The 16,525-nt window shown below is 68.8% G+C and carries 17 protein-coding genes; 9 read left to right on the top strand and 8 right to left on the bottom strand.

Translation table 11 applies throughout. The annotated features are described in order from the left end of the window. Positions 1 to 8 precede the first annotated feature (8 nt). The 5 genes from lepB to rarD are packed head-to-tail and all read left to right on the top strand — an operon-like array spanning position 9 to position 4,064. Positions 9 to 896, top strand: coding sequence for a signal peptidase I (gene lepB / locus ACFO27_RS01570; protein WP_376815708.1), 888 nt, complete (start codon positions 9 to 11; stop codon positions 894 to 896). After that, a complete protein-coding gene (gene rnc, locus ACFO27_RS01565) occupies positions 896 to 1,672 on the top strand; it encodes a ribonuclease III (protein ID WP_376815707.1) in 777 nt (258 codons plus the stop codon). The genes lepB and rnc overlap by 1 nt, the downstream gene beginning before the upstream one ends. Then, positions 1,669 to 2,562, top strand: coding sequence for a GTPase Era (era, locus tag ACFO27_RS01560; RefSeq protein WP_376815706.1), 894 nt, complete (start codon positions 1,669 to 1,671; stop codon positions 2,560 to 2,562). The genes rnc and era overlap by 4 nt, the downstream gene beginning before the upstream one ends. Further along, positions 2,555 to 3,145, top strand: a complete 591-nt coding sequence (gene recO, locus ACFO27_RS01555; protein WP_323025438.1) for a DNA repair protein RecO — start codon at positions 2,555 to 2,557, stop codon at positions 3,143 to 3,145. The genes era and recO overlap by 8 nt, the downstream gene beginning before the upstream one ends. Positions 3,146 to 3,164: 19 nt before the next feature. Next, positions 3,165 to 4,064, top strand: a complete 900-nt coding sequence (gene rarD / locus ACFO27_RS01550) for an EamA family transporter RarD (RefSeq protein WP_376815705.1) — start codon at positions 3,165 to 3,167, stop codon at positions 4,062 to 4,064. Between the two features lie 41 nt (positions 4,065 to 4,105). On the opposite strand, the gene ACFO27_RS01545 is transcribed toward rarD, so the two are convergent. The 3 genes from ACFO27_RS01545 to ACFO27_RS01535 all read right to left on the bottom strand — a co-directional run bounded on the left by ACFO27_RS01545 (position 4,106) and on the right by ACFO27_RS01535 (position 6,939). After that, positions 4,106 to 4,807, bottom strand: a complete 702-nt coding sequence (locus ACFO27_RS01545; RefSeq protein ID WP_376815704.1) for a Bax inhibitor-1/YccA family protein — start codon at positions 4,805 to 4,807, stop codon at positions 4,106 to 4,108. Between the two features lie 154 nt (positions 4,808 to 4,961). Next, positions 4,962 to 5,423 carry a DNA polymerase III subunit chi gene (locus ACFO27_RS01540; protein ID WP_376815703.1) on the bottom strand — a complete coding sequence of 154 codons (462 nt, stop codon included), beginning with the start codon at positions 5,421 to 5,423 and terminating at the stop codon, positions 4,962 to 4,964. 19 nt (positions 5,424 to 5,442) lie between these two features. Then, on the bottom strand, positions 5,443 to 6,939 hold the full coding sequence (locus tag ACFO27_RS01535; RefSeq protein WP_376815702.1) for a leucyl aminopeptidase: 1,497 nt from the start codon (positions 6,937 to 6,939) through the stop codon (positions 5,443 to 5,445). A 59-nt stretch (positions 6,940 to 6,998) separates the two neighbouring features. On the opposite strand from ACFO27_RS01535, the gene lptF reads away from it, so the two are divergent. Further along, positions 6,999 to 8,114 (top strand): LPS export ABC transporter permease LptF, encoded by a 1,116-nt coding sequence (gene lptF / locus ACFO27_RS01530; RefSeq protein WP_376815701.1) that lies wholly within the window; start codon positions 6,999 to 7,001, stop codon positions 8,112 to 8,114. Between the two features lie 7 nt (positions 8,115 to 8,121). On the opposite strand, the gene ACFO27_RS01525 is transcribed toward lptF, so the two are convergent. Then, positions 8,122 to 9,114 (bottom strand): LysR family transcriptional regulator, encoded by a 993-nt coding sequence (locus ACFO27_RS01525; protein WP_376815700.1) that lies wholly within the window; start codon positions 9,112 to 9,114, stop codon positions 8,122 to 8,124. 273 nt (positions 9,115 to 9,387) lie between these two features. Here ACFO27_RS01525 and ACFO27_RS01520 point away from each other — a divergent pair, with 273 nt between their 5' ends. The 3 genes from ACFO27_RS01520 to ACFO27_RS01510 all read left to right on the top strand — a co-directional run bounded on the left by ACFO27_RS01520 (position 9,388) and on the right by ACFO27_RS01510 (position 13,196). Beyond that, positions 9,388 to 10,548, top strand: a complete 1,161-nt coding sequence (locus tag ACFO27_RS01520; protein ID WP_376816374.1) for an ABC transporter substrate-binding protein — start codon at positions 9,388 to 9,390, stop codon at positions 10,546 to 10,548. A 47-nt stretch (positions 10,549 to 10,595) separates the two neighbouring features. Further along, entirely contained in the window at positions 10,596 to 12,089 is a 1,494-nt protein-coding gene (locus ACFO27_RS01515) for a CoA-acylating methylmalonate-semialdehyde dehydrogenase (RefSeq protein ID WP_376815699.1), read from the top strand. Between the two features lie 144 nt (positions 12,090 to 12,233). Continuing rightward, positions 12,234 to 13,196, top strand: coding sequence for a CysB family HTH-type transcriptional regulator (locus ACFO27_RS01510; protein WP_376815698.1), 963 nt, complete (start codon positions 12,234 to 12,236; stop codon positions 13,194 to 13,196). Between the two features lie 27 nt (positions 13,197 to 13,223). On the opposite strand, the gene ACFO27_RS01505 is transcribed toward ACFO27_RS01510, so the two are convergent. The 4 genes from ACFO27_RS01505 to ACFO27_RS01490 are packed head-to-tail and all read right to left on the bottom strand — an operon-like array spanning position 13,224 to position 16,502. After that, the gene (locus ACFO27_RS01505) at positions 13,224 to 13,961 is read right to left on the bottom strand and encodes an ABC transporter ATP-binding protein (RefSeq protein WP_376815697.1); all 738 of its coding nucleotides are present in this window, start codon (positions 13,959 to 13,961) and stop codon (positions 13,224 to 13,226) included. Next, entirely contained in the window at positions 13,958 to 14,698 is a 741-nt protein-coding gene (locus ACFO27_RS01500) for an ABC transporter ATP-binding protein (protein WP_376815696.1), read from the bottom strand. The genes ACFO27_RS01505 and ACFO27_RS01500 overlap by 4 nt, the downstream gene beginning before the upstream one ends. Then, entirely contained in the window at positions 14,695 to 15,642 is a 948-nt protein-coding gene (locus tag ACFO27_RS01495) for a branched-chain amino acid ABC transporter permease (protein ID WP_376815695.1), read from the bottom strand. Before ACFO27_RS01495 ends, ACFO27_RS01500 begins: the two co-directional genes overlap by 4 nt. Beyond that, the gene (locus ACFO27_RS01490) at positions 15,639 to 16,502 is read right to left on the bottom strand and encodes a branched-chain amino acid ABC transporter permease (RefSeq protein WP_376815694.1); all 864 of its coding nucleotides are present in this window, start codon (positions 16,500 to 16,502) and stop codon (positions 15,639 to 15,641) included. Before ACFO27_RS01490 ends, ACFO27_RS01495 begins: the two co-directional genes overlap by 4 nt. Positions 16,503 to 16,525: the final 23 nt, after the last annotated feature.

Below are 16,525 nucleotides of genomic sequence, written 5' to 3'. Positions count from 1 at the left end.
GACGCCGCATGAGCTGGGATTTCGCCCTGTTGCTGTTCGTCGCGCTGGTCGTGACGGGCCTGGTCTGGCTGCTGGACGTCGGGGTCCTGCGCGCCCGGCGCCGCGCCCGCGCCGAGGCGGCCGCGCAGGCCTGCCGCAACAACGCCGCCGGGCTCGACCCCGACGCCCTGCGGGTCGAATGCGACCAGGTCTACGAGCGGGCCAGCCGCCCGTCCTGGTGGGTGGAATACTGCGTCAGCTTCTTCCCGGTGATCCTGTTCGTGTTCGTGCTGCGCTCCTTCGTGGTCGAGCCCTTCAGGATCCCGTCGGGCTCCATGCTGCCGACCCTGGAAAACGGCGACCTGATCCTGGTGAACAAGTACGAATACGGCATCCGGCTGCCGGTGATCGACCGCAAGATCCTCGACGTGGGCTCGCCCCGGCGCGGCGACGTGGTCGTGTTCCGCTACCCGGTCGATCCCTCGGTGGACTACATCAAGCGGGTGGTCGGGCTGCCGGGCGACGTGGTCGAATACCGCGACAAGGTCCTGTCGATCAACGGCGAACCGGTCAAGCGCGTCCGCGACGGCGACTACTACGAGCCCGACCGCGCGGTCTACGTGGGGCAGTACCGGGAACAGCTGGGCGACGTGTCGCACCGTATCCTGCTCAACGTCCAGGCGCCGCAGGACCTGATGCCGATCACCCGCTTCCCGGACTTCCAGGCCTGTTCCTACCTGCCCGACGGCGTGCGCTGCACGGTGCCGGCCGGCCATTACTTCATGATGGGCGACAACCGCGACAACAGCCTGGACAGCCGCTATTGGGGCTTCGTCCCGGACCGCAACATCGTCGGGCGCGCCTTCTTCATCTGGATGAACTTCGGTTCGCCCAGCCGGATCGGCGGATTCGAGTGATGGCCTCCCTGGATTCCCTGCAGTCCGCCCTGGACTACCGCTTTCGGGACGCGGGCCTGCTGGAGCGGGCGCTGACCCACCGCAGCCATGGCATGCCGCACAACGAGCGCCTGGAATTCCTGGGGGATTCCGTGCTGAATTTCGTCGTCTCCACGCTGCTGTTCGCCGAGCACGCCGAAATGGACGAGGGCGACCTGTCGCGGGTGCGCTCGAACCTGGTCAAGCAGTCCGCCCTGGCCGACATCGCCCAGACCCTGTCCCTGTCGGCCCACCTGCGCCTGGGCGAGGGCGAACTGAAAAGCGGGGGCTTTCGCCGGCCCTCGATCCTGGCCGACGCGCTGGAAGCGATCTTCGGCGCCGTCTACCTGGACGGCGGCTATCCGGAAATCAGCCGCGTCATCGAGCGCCTGTACCGCCCGGTCCTGGCCCACATCGACCTGCGCACCTTCGGCAAGGATCCCAAGACCCTGCTGCAGGAGCTCGTCCAGGGGCGCGGCCATCCCCTGCCGCACTACGAGGTCGTCGCCACGCGGGGGGCGGCCCACGACCAGATGTTCGACGTGGTGTGCGAAATCCCTCCGCTCGGCATCCGGGTGCAGGCCTCCGGCAGCAGCCGGCGGGCGGCCGAGCAGGCCGCCGCCGGCCAGGCGATCGCCGCCATCGAATCCCTGGGGCCGCCGCGCCGGGCGGCGCGCCGCCGCAAGCCGGCCCAGCTGTCCCTGCCCGTGGCCGTGGCGCAGGACAAACCCCAGGACAAGACCCAGGACAAGAAATGAACGCTCCCAGCCCCAGCCGTTGCGGCTTCGTCGCCATCGTGGGCCGCCCCAACGTGGGCAAGTCCACGCTGGGCAATGCCCTGGTCGGGGCCAAGCTGTCCATTGTCTCGCGCAAGGCCCAGACCACCCGCCACCGCATCCACGGCGTGCTGACGCGCGATCAGGACCAATTCGTCTTCGTCGACACTCCCGGTTTCCAGACGCGGCATGGCGGGGCCATGAACCGCATGATGAACCGGGTGGTCACCCAGGCGCTGGCGGAAGTGGACGTCGTGGTGCACGTCGTCGAAGCCGGGAAATGGTCGGCGGGCGACGCCGGCGTGGTGCCCCTGCTGCCGAAGAACCGCCCGGTGATCCTGGCGGTCAACAAGGTCGACGCGATCAAGGACAAGAACGCCCTGTTCGCCTATGTGTCGCGCCTGATGGAACAATTTCCCTACGCGGCCGTGGTGCCGGTCAGCGCGCTGCGCGACGTGCAACTGGAAGTCCTGGTCCAGGAAATCGCCCGCCACCTGCCCGAGGGCGAGCACCTGTTCGAGGCCGATACCCTGACGGACCGGCCGCTGCGCTTCCTGGCGGCCGAACTGATCCGGGAAAAGATCTTCCGCCTGGTGGGCGACGAGCTGCCCTACGGCTGCACCGTGGTCATCGAGCAGTGGGAAGAAAACGCCGAGGGCGCGCGCATCGCGGCCTGCATCGTGATCGAGCGCGACAGCCACCGGCCCATCCTGCTGGGGGCGGGCGGCCAGCACATGAAGCGCATCGCCACCGAGGCCCGCCAGGACATCGTCAAGCTGCTCGAAAAGCCGGTCTTCCTGGACGTCTACATCAAGGTCCGCAAGGGCTGGTCGGATCGCGAGGCGGCCCTGCGGGAACTGGGCTATGAGTAGACGCGGCCAGCGCATCCTGGATGCGCGCGGCTACGTGCTGCATGCCAGTCCCTGGCGTGAAACTTCCCTCGTGGTCCAGGCCTTCACCCGCGACCATGGCTGCGTCGCGCTGGCGGCCAAGGGCGCCAAGCGTCCCTATTCGGCGCTGCGCCCGGTGCTGGTCGGCTTCCAGCCGCTCTGGCTGTCCTGGACCGGTTCGGCCGAGGTCCACACCCTGACGCGCGCCGAATCCGGTCCGGTGCGGCTGCTCGACGGCCGGGCGATGATGTCGGGCTGGTACATGAACGAGCTGATCCTGCGCCTGCTGGCGCGCGAGGACCCCCACCCGGGCGTGTTCGACGCCTACGAGGCCGCGCTGGATTTCCTGGCCGATGCGCGGGAACGCCCCCATGGCGCCGTGCTGCGCCGCTTCGAGTGGCTGCTGCTGGAGCAGGCCGGCTACGGGCTGGACGCCCCGATGCCGGATTTCGAGCAGGCGGGCGCCGAGCCGGGCTTGCGCCAGGCGCTGCGGGAACGCCTGGACCAGCTGCTGGACGCGCCCCTGCGCACGCGCCAGGTGCTGATGGACTTGCAGCGCTACTGAATCCGCCACGAACGACCGCATGAAAAAAGGCATCCTCCTGTCGGTGGCGTCCTCCACGCTGTTCGCCGCCATGTATTACTACGCGACGCTGATGCGGCCCTTCGACGGCGACATCGTGTTCGCCTGGCGGATCCTGATGGGGCTGCCGATGCTGGCGCTGGTGGTGCAGCGGGCGCGCGGCTGGGGGGCGGTGCGCCAGGCCGCCCGGGACTTTTCCCGGGGCCGATTCCTGGCGGCCATGATCGTGTGCTCGCTCCTGCTGGGGGTGCAGCTCTGGCTGTTCGTGTGGGCGCCGCTGCACGGCCACGCGCTGAACGTATCCATGGGCTACTTCCTGCTGCCGCTGGTGATGGTGCTGGTCGGGCGGCTGTTCTATCGCGAACGGCTCAGCGCCTGGCAAGTGTGGGCGGTGGCGTTCGCCGCGCTGGGCGTCGGGCACGAGTGGTGGCGGCTGGGGACGGTGTCCTGGACCACGCTGCTGGTCGCGCTGGGCTATCCGCCGTACTTCATGCTGCGCCGCCGGCTGCGGGTGGACGCGCTGACCAGCCTGTGGTTCGACATGTTCTTCCTGCTGCCGGCGGCCGTCCTGGTCCTGCAGGCCCAGGGGGCCGAGGTCGTGCGCCTGTTCGCCGCCCATCCGCGCCTGATCCTGCAGGTGCCGGTGCTGGGCCTGCTGAGCGCGGTGTCGCTGGCCATGTATCTGGCGGCCAGCCGGATGCTGCCGCTGTCCTTGTTCGGGCTGCTGAGCTACGTCGAGCCCGTGCTGCTGTTCTGGGTGGCGTTCCTGCTGATGGGCGAGCCCGTGGCCCCGGCGCAGTGGCTGACCTACGTGCCGATCTGGATCGCGGTGGGCCTGGTGGCCGCGGAGGGGATCAGAAAATTGAAGGCCGCGCCGCCTGCGGGGGGCGGCGCGGCCTGAACCGGCCGTGCGGGCCGGGGCCCGCTTGGGGTGGTTGGATGCTATTCGCGGTTGCCGCCGAAGATGCCCAGCAGCATCAGCAGGTTGGCGAAGATGTTGTACAGGTCCAGGTAGACCGCCAGGGTGGCGGACACGTAGTTGGTTTCGCCGCCCTGGACGATGCGCTGCAGGTCGACCAGCAGGAAGGCCGAGAAGATGCCGATGGCGAGCACCGACAGGGTCAGCATCAGGGCCGGGATCTGGAAGAACATGTTGGCCAGCGAGGCCACGATCAGCAGCACCACGCCCACGAACAGGAATTTCTGCAGGTGGGTGAAGTCGCGCTTGGTCGTGGTGGCGACGGCAGCCATGACGCCGAAGACGGCCGCCGTGCCGCCGAAGGCCAGCATGATGAGCTGGGCGCCGTTGCCCATGCCCAGGACGTGGCCCAGCAGGCGCGACAGCATCAGGCCCATGAAGAACGTGAACCCCAGCAGCAGGGCGACGCCCAGCGAGGAATTCTTGTTGCGCTCGATCATGAACATCAGGCCGATGGCGCCCACCAGGAACACCAGCGTGCTGACGCCGGGGCTGGTGGCCATGACCTGGTTCATGCCGAAGGACAGGCCGACGGCGGCCCCCAGGACCGTGGGAATCAGCGACAGCGCGAGCAGCCAGTAGGTGTTGCGCAGGACGCGGTTGCGCGCGGCGGCCGGGGCGGCGTAGGCGCCGGCGTCGGGAAGAGTATGGCGGAAGTCGGACATGGCGGTTTCCTGTGGTGCGTGGGGCCGGTGCGCGAGCAGCGGCCGGAATGGTTCAATCTTACAACAAGCTGAACGATGCCGTCCATATTGAGGGGGACATCGCTCGGGGTCCTCCGGGGGCGGATGCGGGAGGACGGTTCAACCCCTTGGACACTCAGGCGCCGCGATGGTTCCCGGCGGCGGGGTGGTCGGCCGGCAGGCGGTGGCCCCGGACGTCGTGGCCGGCCTGCTGGTACAGGGTCCAGCGCCTGCGGGCGGCCTGGACGTCGGCTTCGTGGCCGGAGACGATTTCCAGGATGCGTTCGAAGCGCTCGGCCCGCGGCGGGCAGTCCAGGTCCAGGTTCAGCAGCCAGCCCGGGGACGGCATGCCGGCCAGGGTCTCGGCGTCGGCGACCAGGATCACGTCGGCCTGGCCGGCCAGGGGATCGCCGGCCAGGGCGTGCGGGATGAAGCTGGCCGGTTCGAATTCCCAGAGCAGGGCGTCGAAGCGCCGCAGGCGGCGCTCGTCGGTGCAGTACACCAGCAGCCGGCGGCCCGCGCCGACGTGGCGCGCCGCGGTGCGGCAGGCCATGCGCAGCCGGTGGGCCGCGCCGTAGGCGAAATCCACCCGGCTCATGGAGCGACGCGCCGCGTGTTCACCGGGCACATTGGCCCAGCAGGTAGCTCACCAGCAGGGGCACGGGGCGGCCGGTGGCGCCCTTCTGCTTGCCTTCGAGCCAGGCCGTGCCGGCGATGTCCAGGTGCGCCCAGGGATACTTGCCGGTGAAGCGCGACAGGAAGCAGGCGGCGGTCACCGATCCGGCGGGCCGGCCGCCGATGTTGGCCATGTCGGCGAAATTGGATTTCAGGAGATCCTGGTAGGCGTCTTCCAGGGGCATGCGCCAGGCCGGGTCCAGCGCCTGTCGACCGGCGGCGAGCAGGTCCGCCGCCAGCGTTTCGTCCTGGGTGAACAGGCCGCTGTTGACGTGGCCCAGGGCGATCACGCAGGCGCCGGTCAGGGTGGCGACGTCGATCACGGCGGCGGGCTTGAAGCGTTCCGCGTAGGTCAGGGCGTCGCACAGGATCAGGCGGCCCTCGGCGTCGGTGTTGAGGATCTCGATGGTGCGGCCCGACATGCTGGTGACGATGTCGCCGGGCTTGTTGGCCGTGCCGCTGGGCAGGTTTTCGCAACTGGGGACGATGCCGATGACCTCGCGCGGCAGGTTCAGCTCCGCCACGGCGCGCATCGTGCCCAGCACGCTGGCGGCGCCGCACATGTCGAACTTCATTTCGTCCATGCCCGGGCCGGGCTTGAGCGAGATGCCGCCGGCGTCGAAGGTGATGCCCTTGCCGACCAGCACGATGGGGGCGGCCTTGCGGGCGGCGGCCTCGGCCGGGGTGTGGCGCAGGACGATGAAGGCCGGCGGCTCGGCCGAGCCGCGCGCCACCGACAGGAAAGAGCCCATCTTCAGGGCCTCGATCTTTTTCTGGTCCAGGACTTCGGCCTTCAGGGTCTTGAACTGCCTGGCCAGGCCGCGCGCCGTGTTGCCCAGGTAGGCGGGGGTGCAGACGTTGGGGGGCAGGTCGCCCAGCAGGCGGGCCAGGTTCATGCCCGCGCCGATGGCCGCGCCCTGGTCCAGGCCCGCGCGTGCGCGCGCGGCCTGGGCGCGGCCCAGGTGCAGGACGAAGGCGCGCAGCTTGGCGGCGGGCTTGGACTGGCTGAAGGTGGCGTCGTAGCGGTAGGTGGCGGCGCTCACCAGGCGGGCGGCCGCGCGGGCGCAATCGGCGACGTCGGCGTCCGCGCAGGGCAGGGCGCACAGGGTGGAGACCGCGTGGCCCACCCCGGCGCGCACGCAGTAGGCCGCCAGGGTCTCGTGGGCGCGCGCCAGCGTCGCGGCCGGGAGGCGGTCCTGGGCGCCCAGGCCGAGTAAAATGACGCGTTCGGCGGCGATGCCGGCGGGGGCGTGCAGCGTCAGGATGCCGCCGGGGGCGGCGTCGAATTCCGCCTTGACGACGGCGCGGATCGCGCCGTTGGACGCCTGGTCCAGGGCGTCGGCCGCGGGGCTCAGGACGCCGTCCTGGAACACGCCCACGGCCAGGGCCTGGGTCTTCAGCGTGTGCAGGGATGCCGACGTCGTTGTGCTAAATTCCATTCGTTTTCCTTGGGTCCGGTGGATTCGAGAGCAGACGGTCCATTATTCCGCATTTTCCCATGTCATTGTTCAAGCGCGCCGTCTTTTCCGAAATCACCAGCCACGCGGGCATCGTGTTTTCCACGCTGCTGGTGGTGTGGCTGAGCGTGCTGATCGTGCGCCTGCTGGGCGACGCCGCCAACGGCGACATCGGCGCCAACGTGGTGCTGGGCCTGGCGGCCTTTTCCAGCATTACCGCGCTGCCGGTGATCCTGTCCGTGACCCTGTTCGTGGCGGTGCTGACCACCGTCACGCGCAGCTACCGGGAATCGGAGATGTCCGTCTGGTTCGCCAGCGGCCTGTCGCTGGGCCAGTGGCTGCGGCCGGTGATGCGCTTCGCCCTGCCGGTCGCGGCCGTGGTGGCGGTGCTGACCCTGTCGGCCTCGCCCTGGGCCTACGGCCAGATCGCCGAATACCGCCAGCGCTTCGAGCAGCGCTCCGACCTGTCCAAGGTCTCGGCCGGCCAGTTCATCGAGACCGACGACGGACGGCGGGTCTTCTTTGCCGAATCGCCCACCCGGCCGGGCGACGAACTGGGCCGCGTGGTGGCCCGCATCATCGAGCCCGACTGGCTCAGCGTGGTCACGGCCGAAAGCGCCGCGATCCGCACCGAGGCCAACGGCGACCGCTTCCTGGTGCTGGGTCCGGGACATCGCTACGACCTGAAACCGGGCTCGCCCGAAATGCGCCTGCTGGATTTCGACCATTACGGCGTGCGCATCGAAAGCCGCAGCGATCCCGGGGCGCTGGAAGCCAAGCGCCAGGAAGCCCTGCAGCAGATCAAGGCGCGTCCGACCCTGGACCTGATCGTCCGGGGCGACCCCGAATCCCTGTCCCAGCTGATGTGGCGGCTGTCGCTGCCGCTGGCGGTCCTGAACCTGGCGCTCATCGCCCTGCCGCTGGGAGCGGTGAATCCGCGCCTGGGGCGCTCGGGCGACCTGCTGATCGCCGGCCTGCTGGCGCTGCTGTACATGAACCTGATCAATCTGTCGCGCGGCTGGATCGCCAATGGCGCGCTGTCCTTCGGCGTCGGCCTGTGGCTGGTGCACGCCGCCTTCCTGGCCCTGGGCCTGGGGCTGATGTGGCGGCGGGTGCGCATGCCCAAGCCCAGGCGGCGCAAGGTCCGGACGGCCTGAATCCCGCTCAGGGCGCCGCCGGTTCCGCGCGGTCCCCGCCGGCCGCCGGGCGCCGGGGCGCGTAGGACGGCGTCCAGTCCCCGGCCGGGGTGCGCAGCCCCCGGGCGCGGCCGTGCAGCAGGTCGCGGTTCAGCGCCACGGCCTGCTTCAGGTAGTCCCACAGGGCCATCACGCGGCGCGTGCGGCGCAGGTCCTCGTGGCAGTACATCCAGAAACTGCGCGTGACCAGGATCGAGTCGGCCAGCACCGGCTCCAGGCGCTCGTCCTGGGCCGCGAGGAAGCAGGGCAGGATCGCCAGCGCCTGGCCTCCCAGGGCCGCCTGGTACTGGGCCAGCACGCTGGTGCTGCGGAACACCACGCGCGAGGGCTGCACCAGGTCGTCCAGGTAGCGCAGCCGGTCGCTGAACAGCAGCTCGTCCACATAGCCGATGAAGGTGTGCCGGCCCAGGTCGGCCTGGCGCCGGATCGGCGCGTGGCGGGCCAGGTAGTCGCGGGTACCGTACAGCCGCAGGCTGTAGTCGGCCAGCTTGGTGCACAGGTAGGGGCCGCGCTGGGGGCGTTCGAGCGCGATGGCGATGTCGGCCTCGCGCTTGGACAGGCTGATGAAGCGCGGCACCGGCATGATGTCCAGCGTCATCGCCGGATGGCGGCGCTGGAAATCCACCATCAGGGGAGTCAGGACCGTGCTGCCGAAGCCTTCCGTGGAACCGATGCGCAGGTGGCCGGAGGGCATCTGGGCCGCGCCCGACAGGGATTCGCGGGCCGCCAGCAGGGTGCTCTCCACCTGTTCGGCGTGGGCGAAGAAGCGCAGGCCTTCCTCGGTCGGAGTGAAGCCGCTGGTGCGGGACTTCTCGAACAGCGTCACGCCCAGGTCCTGTTCGAGCGCGCGGATGCGCCGCGTGACGGTGCTGTGCCGCACCCCCAGGCGCTGGGCGGCTGCGCTGGCCCGCTGCGTGCGGGCGACTTCCAGAAAATAGCGGATCGCGTCCCAGTCGGCCATGAGCTGTCCCCGTGCACGTTTTCTTGTGCAAATATCGTCAATGAATGTGCAAATATTTTGATGGTAATAAGTTTTTTACACAACTAAACTGGGTCGGGGAGCAAGGACTCCCGATCCCGCCGCGCAGACGGCGGACCTGAGGATCCCCCGAACGAGCCGGGCCTGCGCGCGGCGCACGGGCTGGTTCATGGGATCCCTAATGACAACGGAGACAAGACCATGCAGAAATTCACGCCGACCCTGGCGGCCGCCCTGTGCGCCACCGCCTTGTCCATGTCCGTTTCGCAGGCGGCGACCCCGCCCGTCAAGATCGGGATCCTGACCGACATGTCGGGCACCTACGCGTCCATGGGCGGCATGGGGTCGGTGGCGGCCGCGCAGCTGGCCATCGACGACTGCCTGAAGGCCGAATGCAAGGGCATGAAGATCGACCTGGTGTCGGCCGACAACCAGAACAAGGCGGACGTCGGGGCGGCGCGCGCCCGCGAATGGTTCGACCGCGACGGGGTGACGGCGATCGCCGACCTGACCAATTCCGCGGTGGCCCTGGCGGTGCAGAACATCGCCCGCGAAAAGGACAAGGTTGTGATGTTCTCCGGCCCGGCCACCACGGACCTGACCAACAAGAACTGCTCCCCGGTGGGCTTCCACTGGATGTTCGACGTGTATTCCCAGTCGATCGGCGGCGTCAAGGCCATGTTCGACAAGGGTGGCAAGTCCTGGTTCTTCATCACGGTGGACTACGCCTTCGGCCATTCCCTGGAAAAGGGCGCGTCCGACATGGTCAAGGCCCTGGGCGGCACGGTCAAGGGCTCCGTCCCGCATCCGCTGAACGCGCCCGACTTCGCCTCCTACCTGCTGCAGGCGCAGAGCTCCGGCGCCCAGGTCGTGGCCCTGGCCAACGGCGGCCAGGACACCGTCAACGCGGTCAAGCAGGCGCGCGAATTCGGCATCGTCAAGGGCGGCCAGCGCCTGGCGTCCCTGCTGGTGTTCCTGTCCGACCTGCGCGCGCTGGGCCTGGAAAACGCCCAGGGCCTGAGCTACGTGGACGGCTTCTACTGGGACTTCGACGACGCCTCGCGCGCCTGGTCCGACCGCTTCGCCAAGGCCTACCAGGGCAAGAAGCCCACCATGACGCAGGCCGGCGTGTATTCCAGCGTGCTGCATTACCTGAAGGCCGTGGCGGCCACCGGCTCCACGCAGGGCGACAAGGTGGCGGCGAAGATGCGCGAGATCCCCATCCAGGATCCGATCATGCACAATGCTTCCATCCGTCCCGACGGCCGGGTGATCCACGACATGTACCTGTACGAGGTCAAGACCCCCGCCGAGTCCAAGGGCGAATGGGACCTGTCCAAGTTGGTCGCCACGATTCCGGCCAAGGACGCCTTCCAGCCCCTGTCGGCCTCGACCTGCCCGCTGGTCAAGCACTGACGCCGGCACCGATTTCCGCTTTCACCGAATTTACCCAGGAGGTTTGAATGAGCGACATCCCACGCGTCCCGCTGCTGATCGGCGGGGAACTCGTCCAGTCCGAAACCAAGGAGTGGCGCGACATCATCAACCCGGCGACCCAGGAAGTGGTCGCCCGGGTGCCCTTTGCCACGCCGGCCGAAGTCGAGCGGGCGGTGGCCAATTCCAAGGAAGCCTTCAAGACCTGGCGCAACACCAGCCAGGCCAAGCGCCGCCAGATCATGGTGGATTTCGCCCAGCTGCTGCGGGAACACACCCCGAAGATCGCCGAGGCCATTTCCCGCGAGCACGGCAAGACCCTGCCGGACGCCGAGGGCGAGGTCGCGCGCGGCCTCGAAGGCGTCGATCACGCCGCGTCGGCCCACACCCTGCAGCTGGGCGACTATGCCGAAAACGCCGCCACCGGCATCGACGTCTATTCGGTCATTCAGCCCCTGGGAGTATGCGCCGGGATCACGGCCTTCAACTTCCCCGTGATGCTGCCGTGCTGGATGTTCCCCATCGCCGTCACCTGCGGCAACACCTTCGTCTACAAGCCGTCCGAGCAGGATCCCACGGCCTCGCTGATGGTGGCCCAGCTGGCCCTGGAAGCCGGCCTGCCCCCGGGCGTGCTGAACGTGGTGCACGGCGGCCCGGACGTCGCCAACGCCCTGTGCGACCATCCCGACATCAAGGCCGTGTCCTTCATCGGCTCGACCCGCGTCGGCACGGAGATCTATCGCCGCTCCTCGAACGCGGGCAAGCGCTGCCAGGCCATGATGGGCGCCAAGAACCACAGCGTCATCATGCCCGACGCCGACCGCGAGGCCGCCCTGAACTCGATGCTGGGCGCCGCCTTCGGCGCGGCCGGCGAGCGCTGCATGGCGATTTCCGTGCTGGTGCTGGTGGGCGAGGCGCGGAAGTGGCTGCCCGACTTCGTCGAGCGCGCGCGCAAGCTGAAGGTCAACATCGGCACCGACCGCCAGGCGGACCTGGGCCCGCTGATCTCGCCCGCCGCCAGGCAGCGCGTCGAGGGCCTGATCCAGAAGGGCGTGGACGAGGGCGCCGAACTGCTGCTCGATGGCCGAGGCATCCAGGTGCCCGGCTACGAAAAGGGCAATTTCGTCGGGCCGACGGTGTTCAGCGGCGTGAAGGCCGGCATGAGCATCTACCGCGAGGAAATCTTCGGACCGGTGCTGTCGGTGGTGCTGGTGGACACGCTGGAAGAGGCGGTGGAATTCATCAACGCCAACCCCAACGGCAACGGCACCTCGATCTTCACGCAGGATGGCGGCCATGCACGCTATTTCCAGAACAACATCGACGTCGGCCAGGTAGGGATCAACATTCCCATCCCGGTGCCGGTGGCCTGGTTCAGCTTCACGGGCTCGCGGGCCTCGAAGCTGGGCGACCTGGGTCCCAACGGCCGCCAGTCGGTCTACTTCTGGACCCAGACCAAGACCGTGACCGCCCGCTGGCAGGCCCATCCGCGCGAGATCAACACCACGATCTCGATGAAATAGGCCCGCGCCGCGCGCCCGCCCCGCCGTCCGGGGCGGGCGCGCCCATCGGGGCGCTCCCGATCCCAGGACCTAAACAAATAACAAAAAATCATATAAACCAGGTTCTATATTACATATAATGGCTCTTCCTATAGGGCCATCGTCATGAACCTGCAGCAATTCCGCTTTGTCCGCGAAACGATCCGGCGCAACTTCAATCTCACCGAAGCCGCCCGTTCGCTGTACACGTCCCAGCCGGGGGTGTCCAAGGCCATCATCGAATTCGAGGACGAGCTCGGCGTGCGGATCTTCGAGCGCCACGGCAAGCGCCTCAAGGGCCTGACCAAGCCGGGCCAGGCCGTGTCGGCGGTGATCGACCGCATCATGCGCGAAGTCGACAACCTGAAGAAGGTCAGCGACGAATTCGCCCAGCGCGACGAAGGCTCCCTGGTCATCGCCTGCACCCACACCCAGGCCCGCTACCTGCTGCCGCGCGTGATTCCGGCGTTCCGCGCGCGCTTTCCCAAGGTCCACGTGTCGCTGGCCGAAGGCAATCCCGAGCACCTGGCCAGGCTGGTCCTGCACGAGCAGGCGGACCTGGCGATCGCCACCGAGACCCTGGCCCAGACTCCGGGCCTGGTGGCCCTGCCGGTGTACGCCTGGGAGCACACCCTGGTGGTGCCGCCCGACCATCCCCTGACGGAACTGACCTCCAGCGCCGCGCGCAACCTGTCGCTGGAGCACCTGGCCCAGTACCCCATCGTGACCTACGACCGGGCGTTCTCGGGGCGGCGCGCCATCGACGCGGCCTTCGAGAAGGCCGGAATCGAGCCCGACATCGTGCTGGAAGCCATCGACGCCGACGTGATCAAGACCTATGCCGACATCGGCCTGGGAATCGGCATCATCGCCGGCATGGCCTTCGACCCGCGCCGCGACAAGGGCCTGGTCGGCCTGCCCGCCGGGCACCTGTTCGGCCGGCACACCACCAGCGTGGCGATCAAGCGCGGGGTGTTCCTGCGCGATTTCGTCTACGTACTGATGGAGATGCTGGCACCCGAACTGTCGCGCGACGTGGTGGCCGAGGCCGTCGCCCAGCCGGCTCCCGCCGTGCGGGATGCCGCCTGATCCCGATCCCGGTCCGGGCCCGGAGGCCTAGACCCCCAGATAGGCCCGCTTCAGTTCCGGATCCTCGATCAGGTCGCGGGCCGGTCCTTCGCGCACGACGCGGCCGGTTTCCAGCACGTAGGCCCGGTCGGCCGCCGCCAGCGCCAGGTGGATGTCCTGCTCGACCAGCAGGATGGTGACCCCCTGGTCGCGGATGGCCGTCAGGTTGTCCATCAACTGATCCACTATGATCGGGGCCAGCCCCAGGCTCATCTCGTCGACCAGCAGCAGGCGCGGCCGGGCCATCAGGGCGCGCGCCATGGCGCACATCTGCTGTTCGCCGCCCGACATGCTGCCGGCGAGCTGGCGCCGCCGCTCGGCCATGCGGGGAAACAGGCCGTAGACCTTCTCCAGGTCCGCGTGCACGCCCGCCTTGTCGTCGCGCCGGTAGGCGCCCATCAGCAGATTGTCCTGCACCGACATGCGGGGAAAGAGCTGGCGGCCCTCGGGCACCTGCACGATGCCCAGGCGGAAGATCGCGTCGGGCGTGAGCCCGCCGATGGACCGGCCTTCCCATTCGATGGTGCCCGACTGGACCGGCAGCAGGCCGGAGAGCGTGCGCAGCAGGGTGGTCTTGCCCGCGCCGTTGCTGCCCACCAGCGCCAGGAATTCGGCCGGCCGGACGTCCAGGGAGATCGATTGCAGCACCTGGACCAGACCGTAGCCGGCCGACAGGCCGCGGATCCGCAGCAGCGCATCCTGCGAGGAGGGCGTGGTGGCGTTCATGAGCGCTTCTTCCCGAGATAGGCTTCGACGACGCGGCTGTCGGTGAGCACGCTGTCGGGCGCGCCGTCGGCGATCTTCTCGCCGTGGTGCAGCACCATGATGCGGTCCGACAGGGTGCGGATCGCCTTGATGACGTGTTCGATGACGATGATGCTGATGCCGGTGTCGCGCACCTTGCGGATGATGTCGATGACTTCGTCGATCTCCACCAGGTTCAGGCCGGCCATGACCTCGTCGCACAGCAGCACGCGCGGCTGCATGGCCAGGGCCTTGGCCAGCTCCAGGCGCTTGCGGTCGGGGCCGCCCAGGTCCTCGGCGCGGTGGTCGGCGTGCCTGCCCAGCCCGACGAAGTCCAGGCATTCGCGGGCGCTTTCGCGCGCCAGCGCCAGCTTGGCCTGGCCCTGGCCGCGGCCGAACAGGGCGCCGACCGCCACGTTGTCCAGCACCGACAGGCCCGGAAAGGGCTGCATGATCTGGAAGGTGCGGCCGATGCCCAGGCGCGCCCGGCGGAAGGCGGCCAGGCGGTCGATGCGCCGGCCGTCGAACCAGACCTCGCCCTCGGTGGGGTCCAGGGTGCCGCTCAGCAGGCTGATCAGCGTGGTCTTGCCCGCGCCGTTGGGGCCGATGAAGCCCAGGATCTCGCCGGGCGACAGCGAGAAGCTGACGTCGTGCACGGCCACCAGTCCGGCAAAGCGGCGCGTCAGGCCGCGCGCCTCGAGGATCGCGCTTGAGCTCATAGCCGATGCATCCGGATGTTTTCGATGAAGTAGCGCCAGCCCGCCTGGCGGTAGCGCCGGGCGACGTCGGCCAGGCCGCGCGGCATCAGCACCACGGCGACGACGATGACGACGCCGAAGAACAGGCCGGCGATGCTGGTGACCTCGCTGGACAGGAATTCGGAGATCGCCGACAGGATGAGCGAGCCGACCAGCGGCCCCAGGACCGTGCCCGGGCCGCCGAAGACCGCCATGATGATCATCTTCACGTTCAGCGTGATGTCGAAGGCGCTTTCCGGATCCAGGAAGGTGATCCAGTAGGCGTGGATGCCGCCGGCCAGGGCGCTGAACACGCCCGCCAGGGCGAAGGCCAGGACCTTGTAGCGCGTCGTGTCCACGCCCATCACGACCGCGCCTTCCTCGTTCTCGCGGATCGCGATCAGGCCGAAGCCGAAGCGGCTGCGCGTCAGCCACCAGACCGTCAGGGTGGCCGCGACGAGCAGGCCCAGGGACAGCTCATAGAACAGGGTGTCGTCGTTCAGCGGCGGCAGCACCAGGCCGATGTTCTGGCCGGCCAGCTCCACGTTGGAGACGATGGCCGCCATGACCTGGGCCAGGGCCAGGGTGGCGATGGCGAAATAGTGGCCCTTCAGGCGCAGCACCGGGATGCCCAGGCAGATGGCGAAGACCACGGCCAGGATCACGCCGAAGGCCAGGCCGGCGGCGAAGGGCAGTTGCCACTGCACCATGGCGATGCCCACGCCATAGGCGCCCAGGCCGTAGAACGTGGAGTTGCCGAAGGACGGGTAGCCGGCGTAGCCGCCGATGATGTTCCAGCCCTGGGCCAGCACCGCCAGCAGCAGGGTGCTGATGCCGAACTGGATGACGGTGTCCGAGCCGTAGAGCGGCAGCAGCGCGAGGGCGGCCAGGATCGCCAGGATGATGGGGATGCGCAGGGCTTTCATGCCGTCCTCCCCAGCAGGCCGCTGGGCCGCACGATGAGCACCAGCACCAGCACGCCGAAGCTGGCGACGTCGGCGAAGGTCGGGCCGATGTACAGGGTGGCCAGGGCCTCGATCAGGCCCAGCACCAGGCCACCGGCGATGACGCCCAGGGGCGTGTCCAGCCCGCCGATGATGGCGATGGCGAAGGACTTGGCGGTCAGGGTCGCGCCGATGTAGGGGTTGATCTGGGACACGGTGCCGTACAGGCCGCCGGCCGCGCCGGCCAGGGCCAGGCCCAGGCCGAAGGTCACGGCGTACAGGTGGCGCGGCTCGACCCCGTGCAGGCGCGCCGCCGGCAGGTTCTGTGCGGTCGCGCGGATCGCCCGGCCCAGCCGCGTGTGCAGCAGGAAGCGCCACATGGCCAGCGTCAGCAGGATGGCCAGGCCCGACGCCGCCAGGCGGACCACCGGGATGGTCAGGCCCAGGACGTCGATGTTCCGGCCGGAGTAGGAGGGGTTGATGGTGCGGAAGTCGGCCGAGAACACCAGCTGCGCCAGGTAGGTCAGGACGACCTCCAGGCCGAAGGTGATCAGCAGCGTGTTGAACATGGGCGCCCGGGCGACCAGGTTCAGGATGCCGCGCTGCACGGCGTAGCCGACGCCGAACATCAGGACCGCCGTGAGGGGCAGCCCGAGGAAGGGATCCAGGCCCAGCCAGGTGAAGCTGTACCAGGAGATGTAGGCGCCCAGCATGATGAAGGCGCCGTGGGCCAGGTTGACGATGTTGAGCACCCCCCAGACCAGGGCCAGGCCGAGCGCCATGATGGCGTACAGCCCGCCCTGCAGGATGCCGTTGACGAGGACTTGCAGCAGAAGGTCCAAGGCGGGCTCTCTCGGGAACGTGG

This window comes from Castellaniella denitrificans (assembly GCF_042653765.1).
In the GTDB taxonomy this organism is placed as follows: Bacteria; Pseudomonadota; Gammaproteobacteria; order Burkholderiales; family Burkholderiaceae_B; genus Castellaniella; species Castellaniella denitrificans.
Note: the sequence above shows the minus strand (reverse complement) of the source record. Positions and strands in the feature narration are given on the sequence as shown.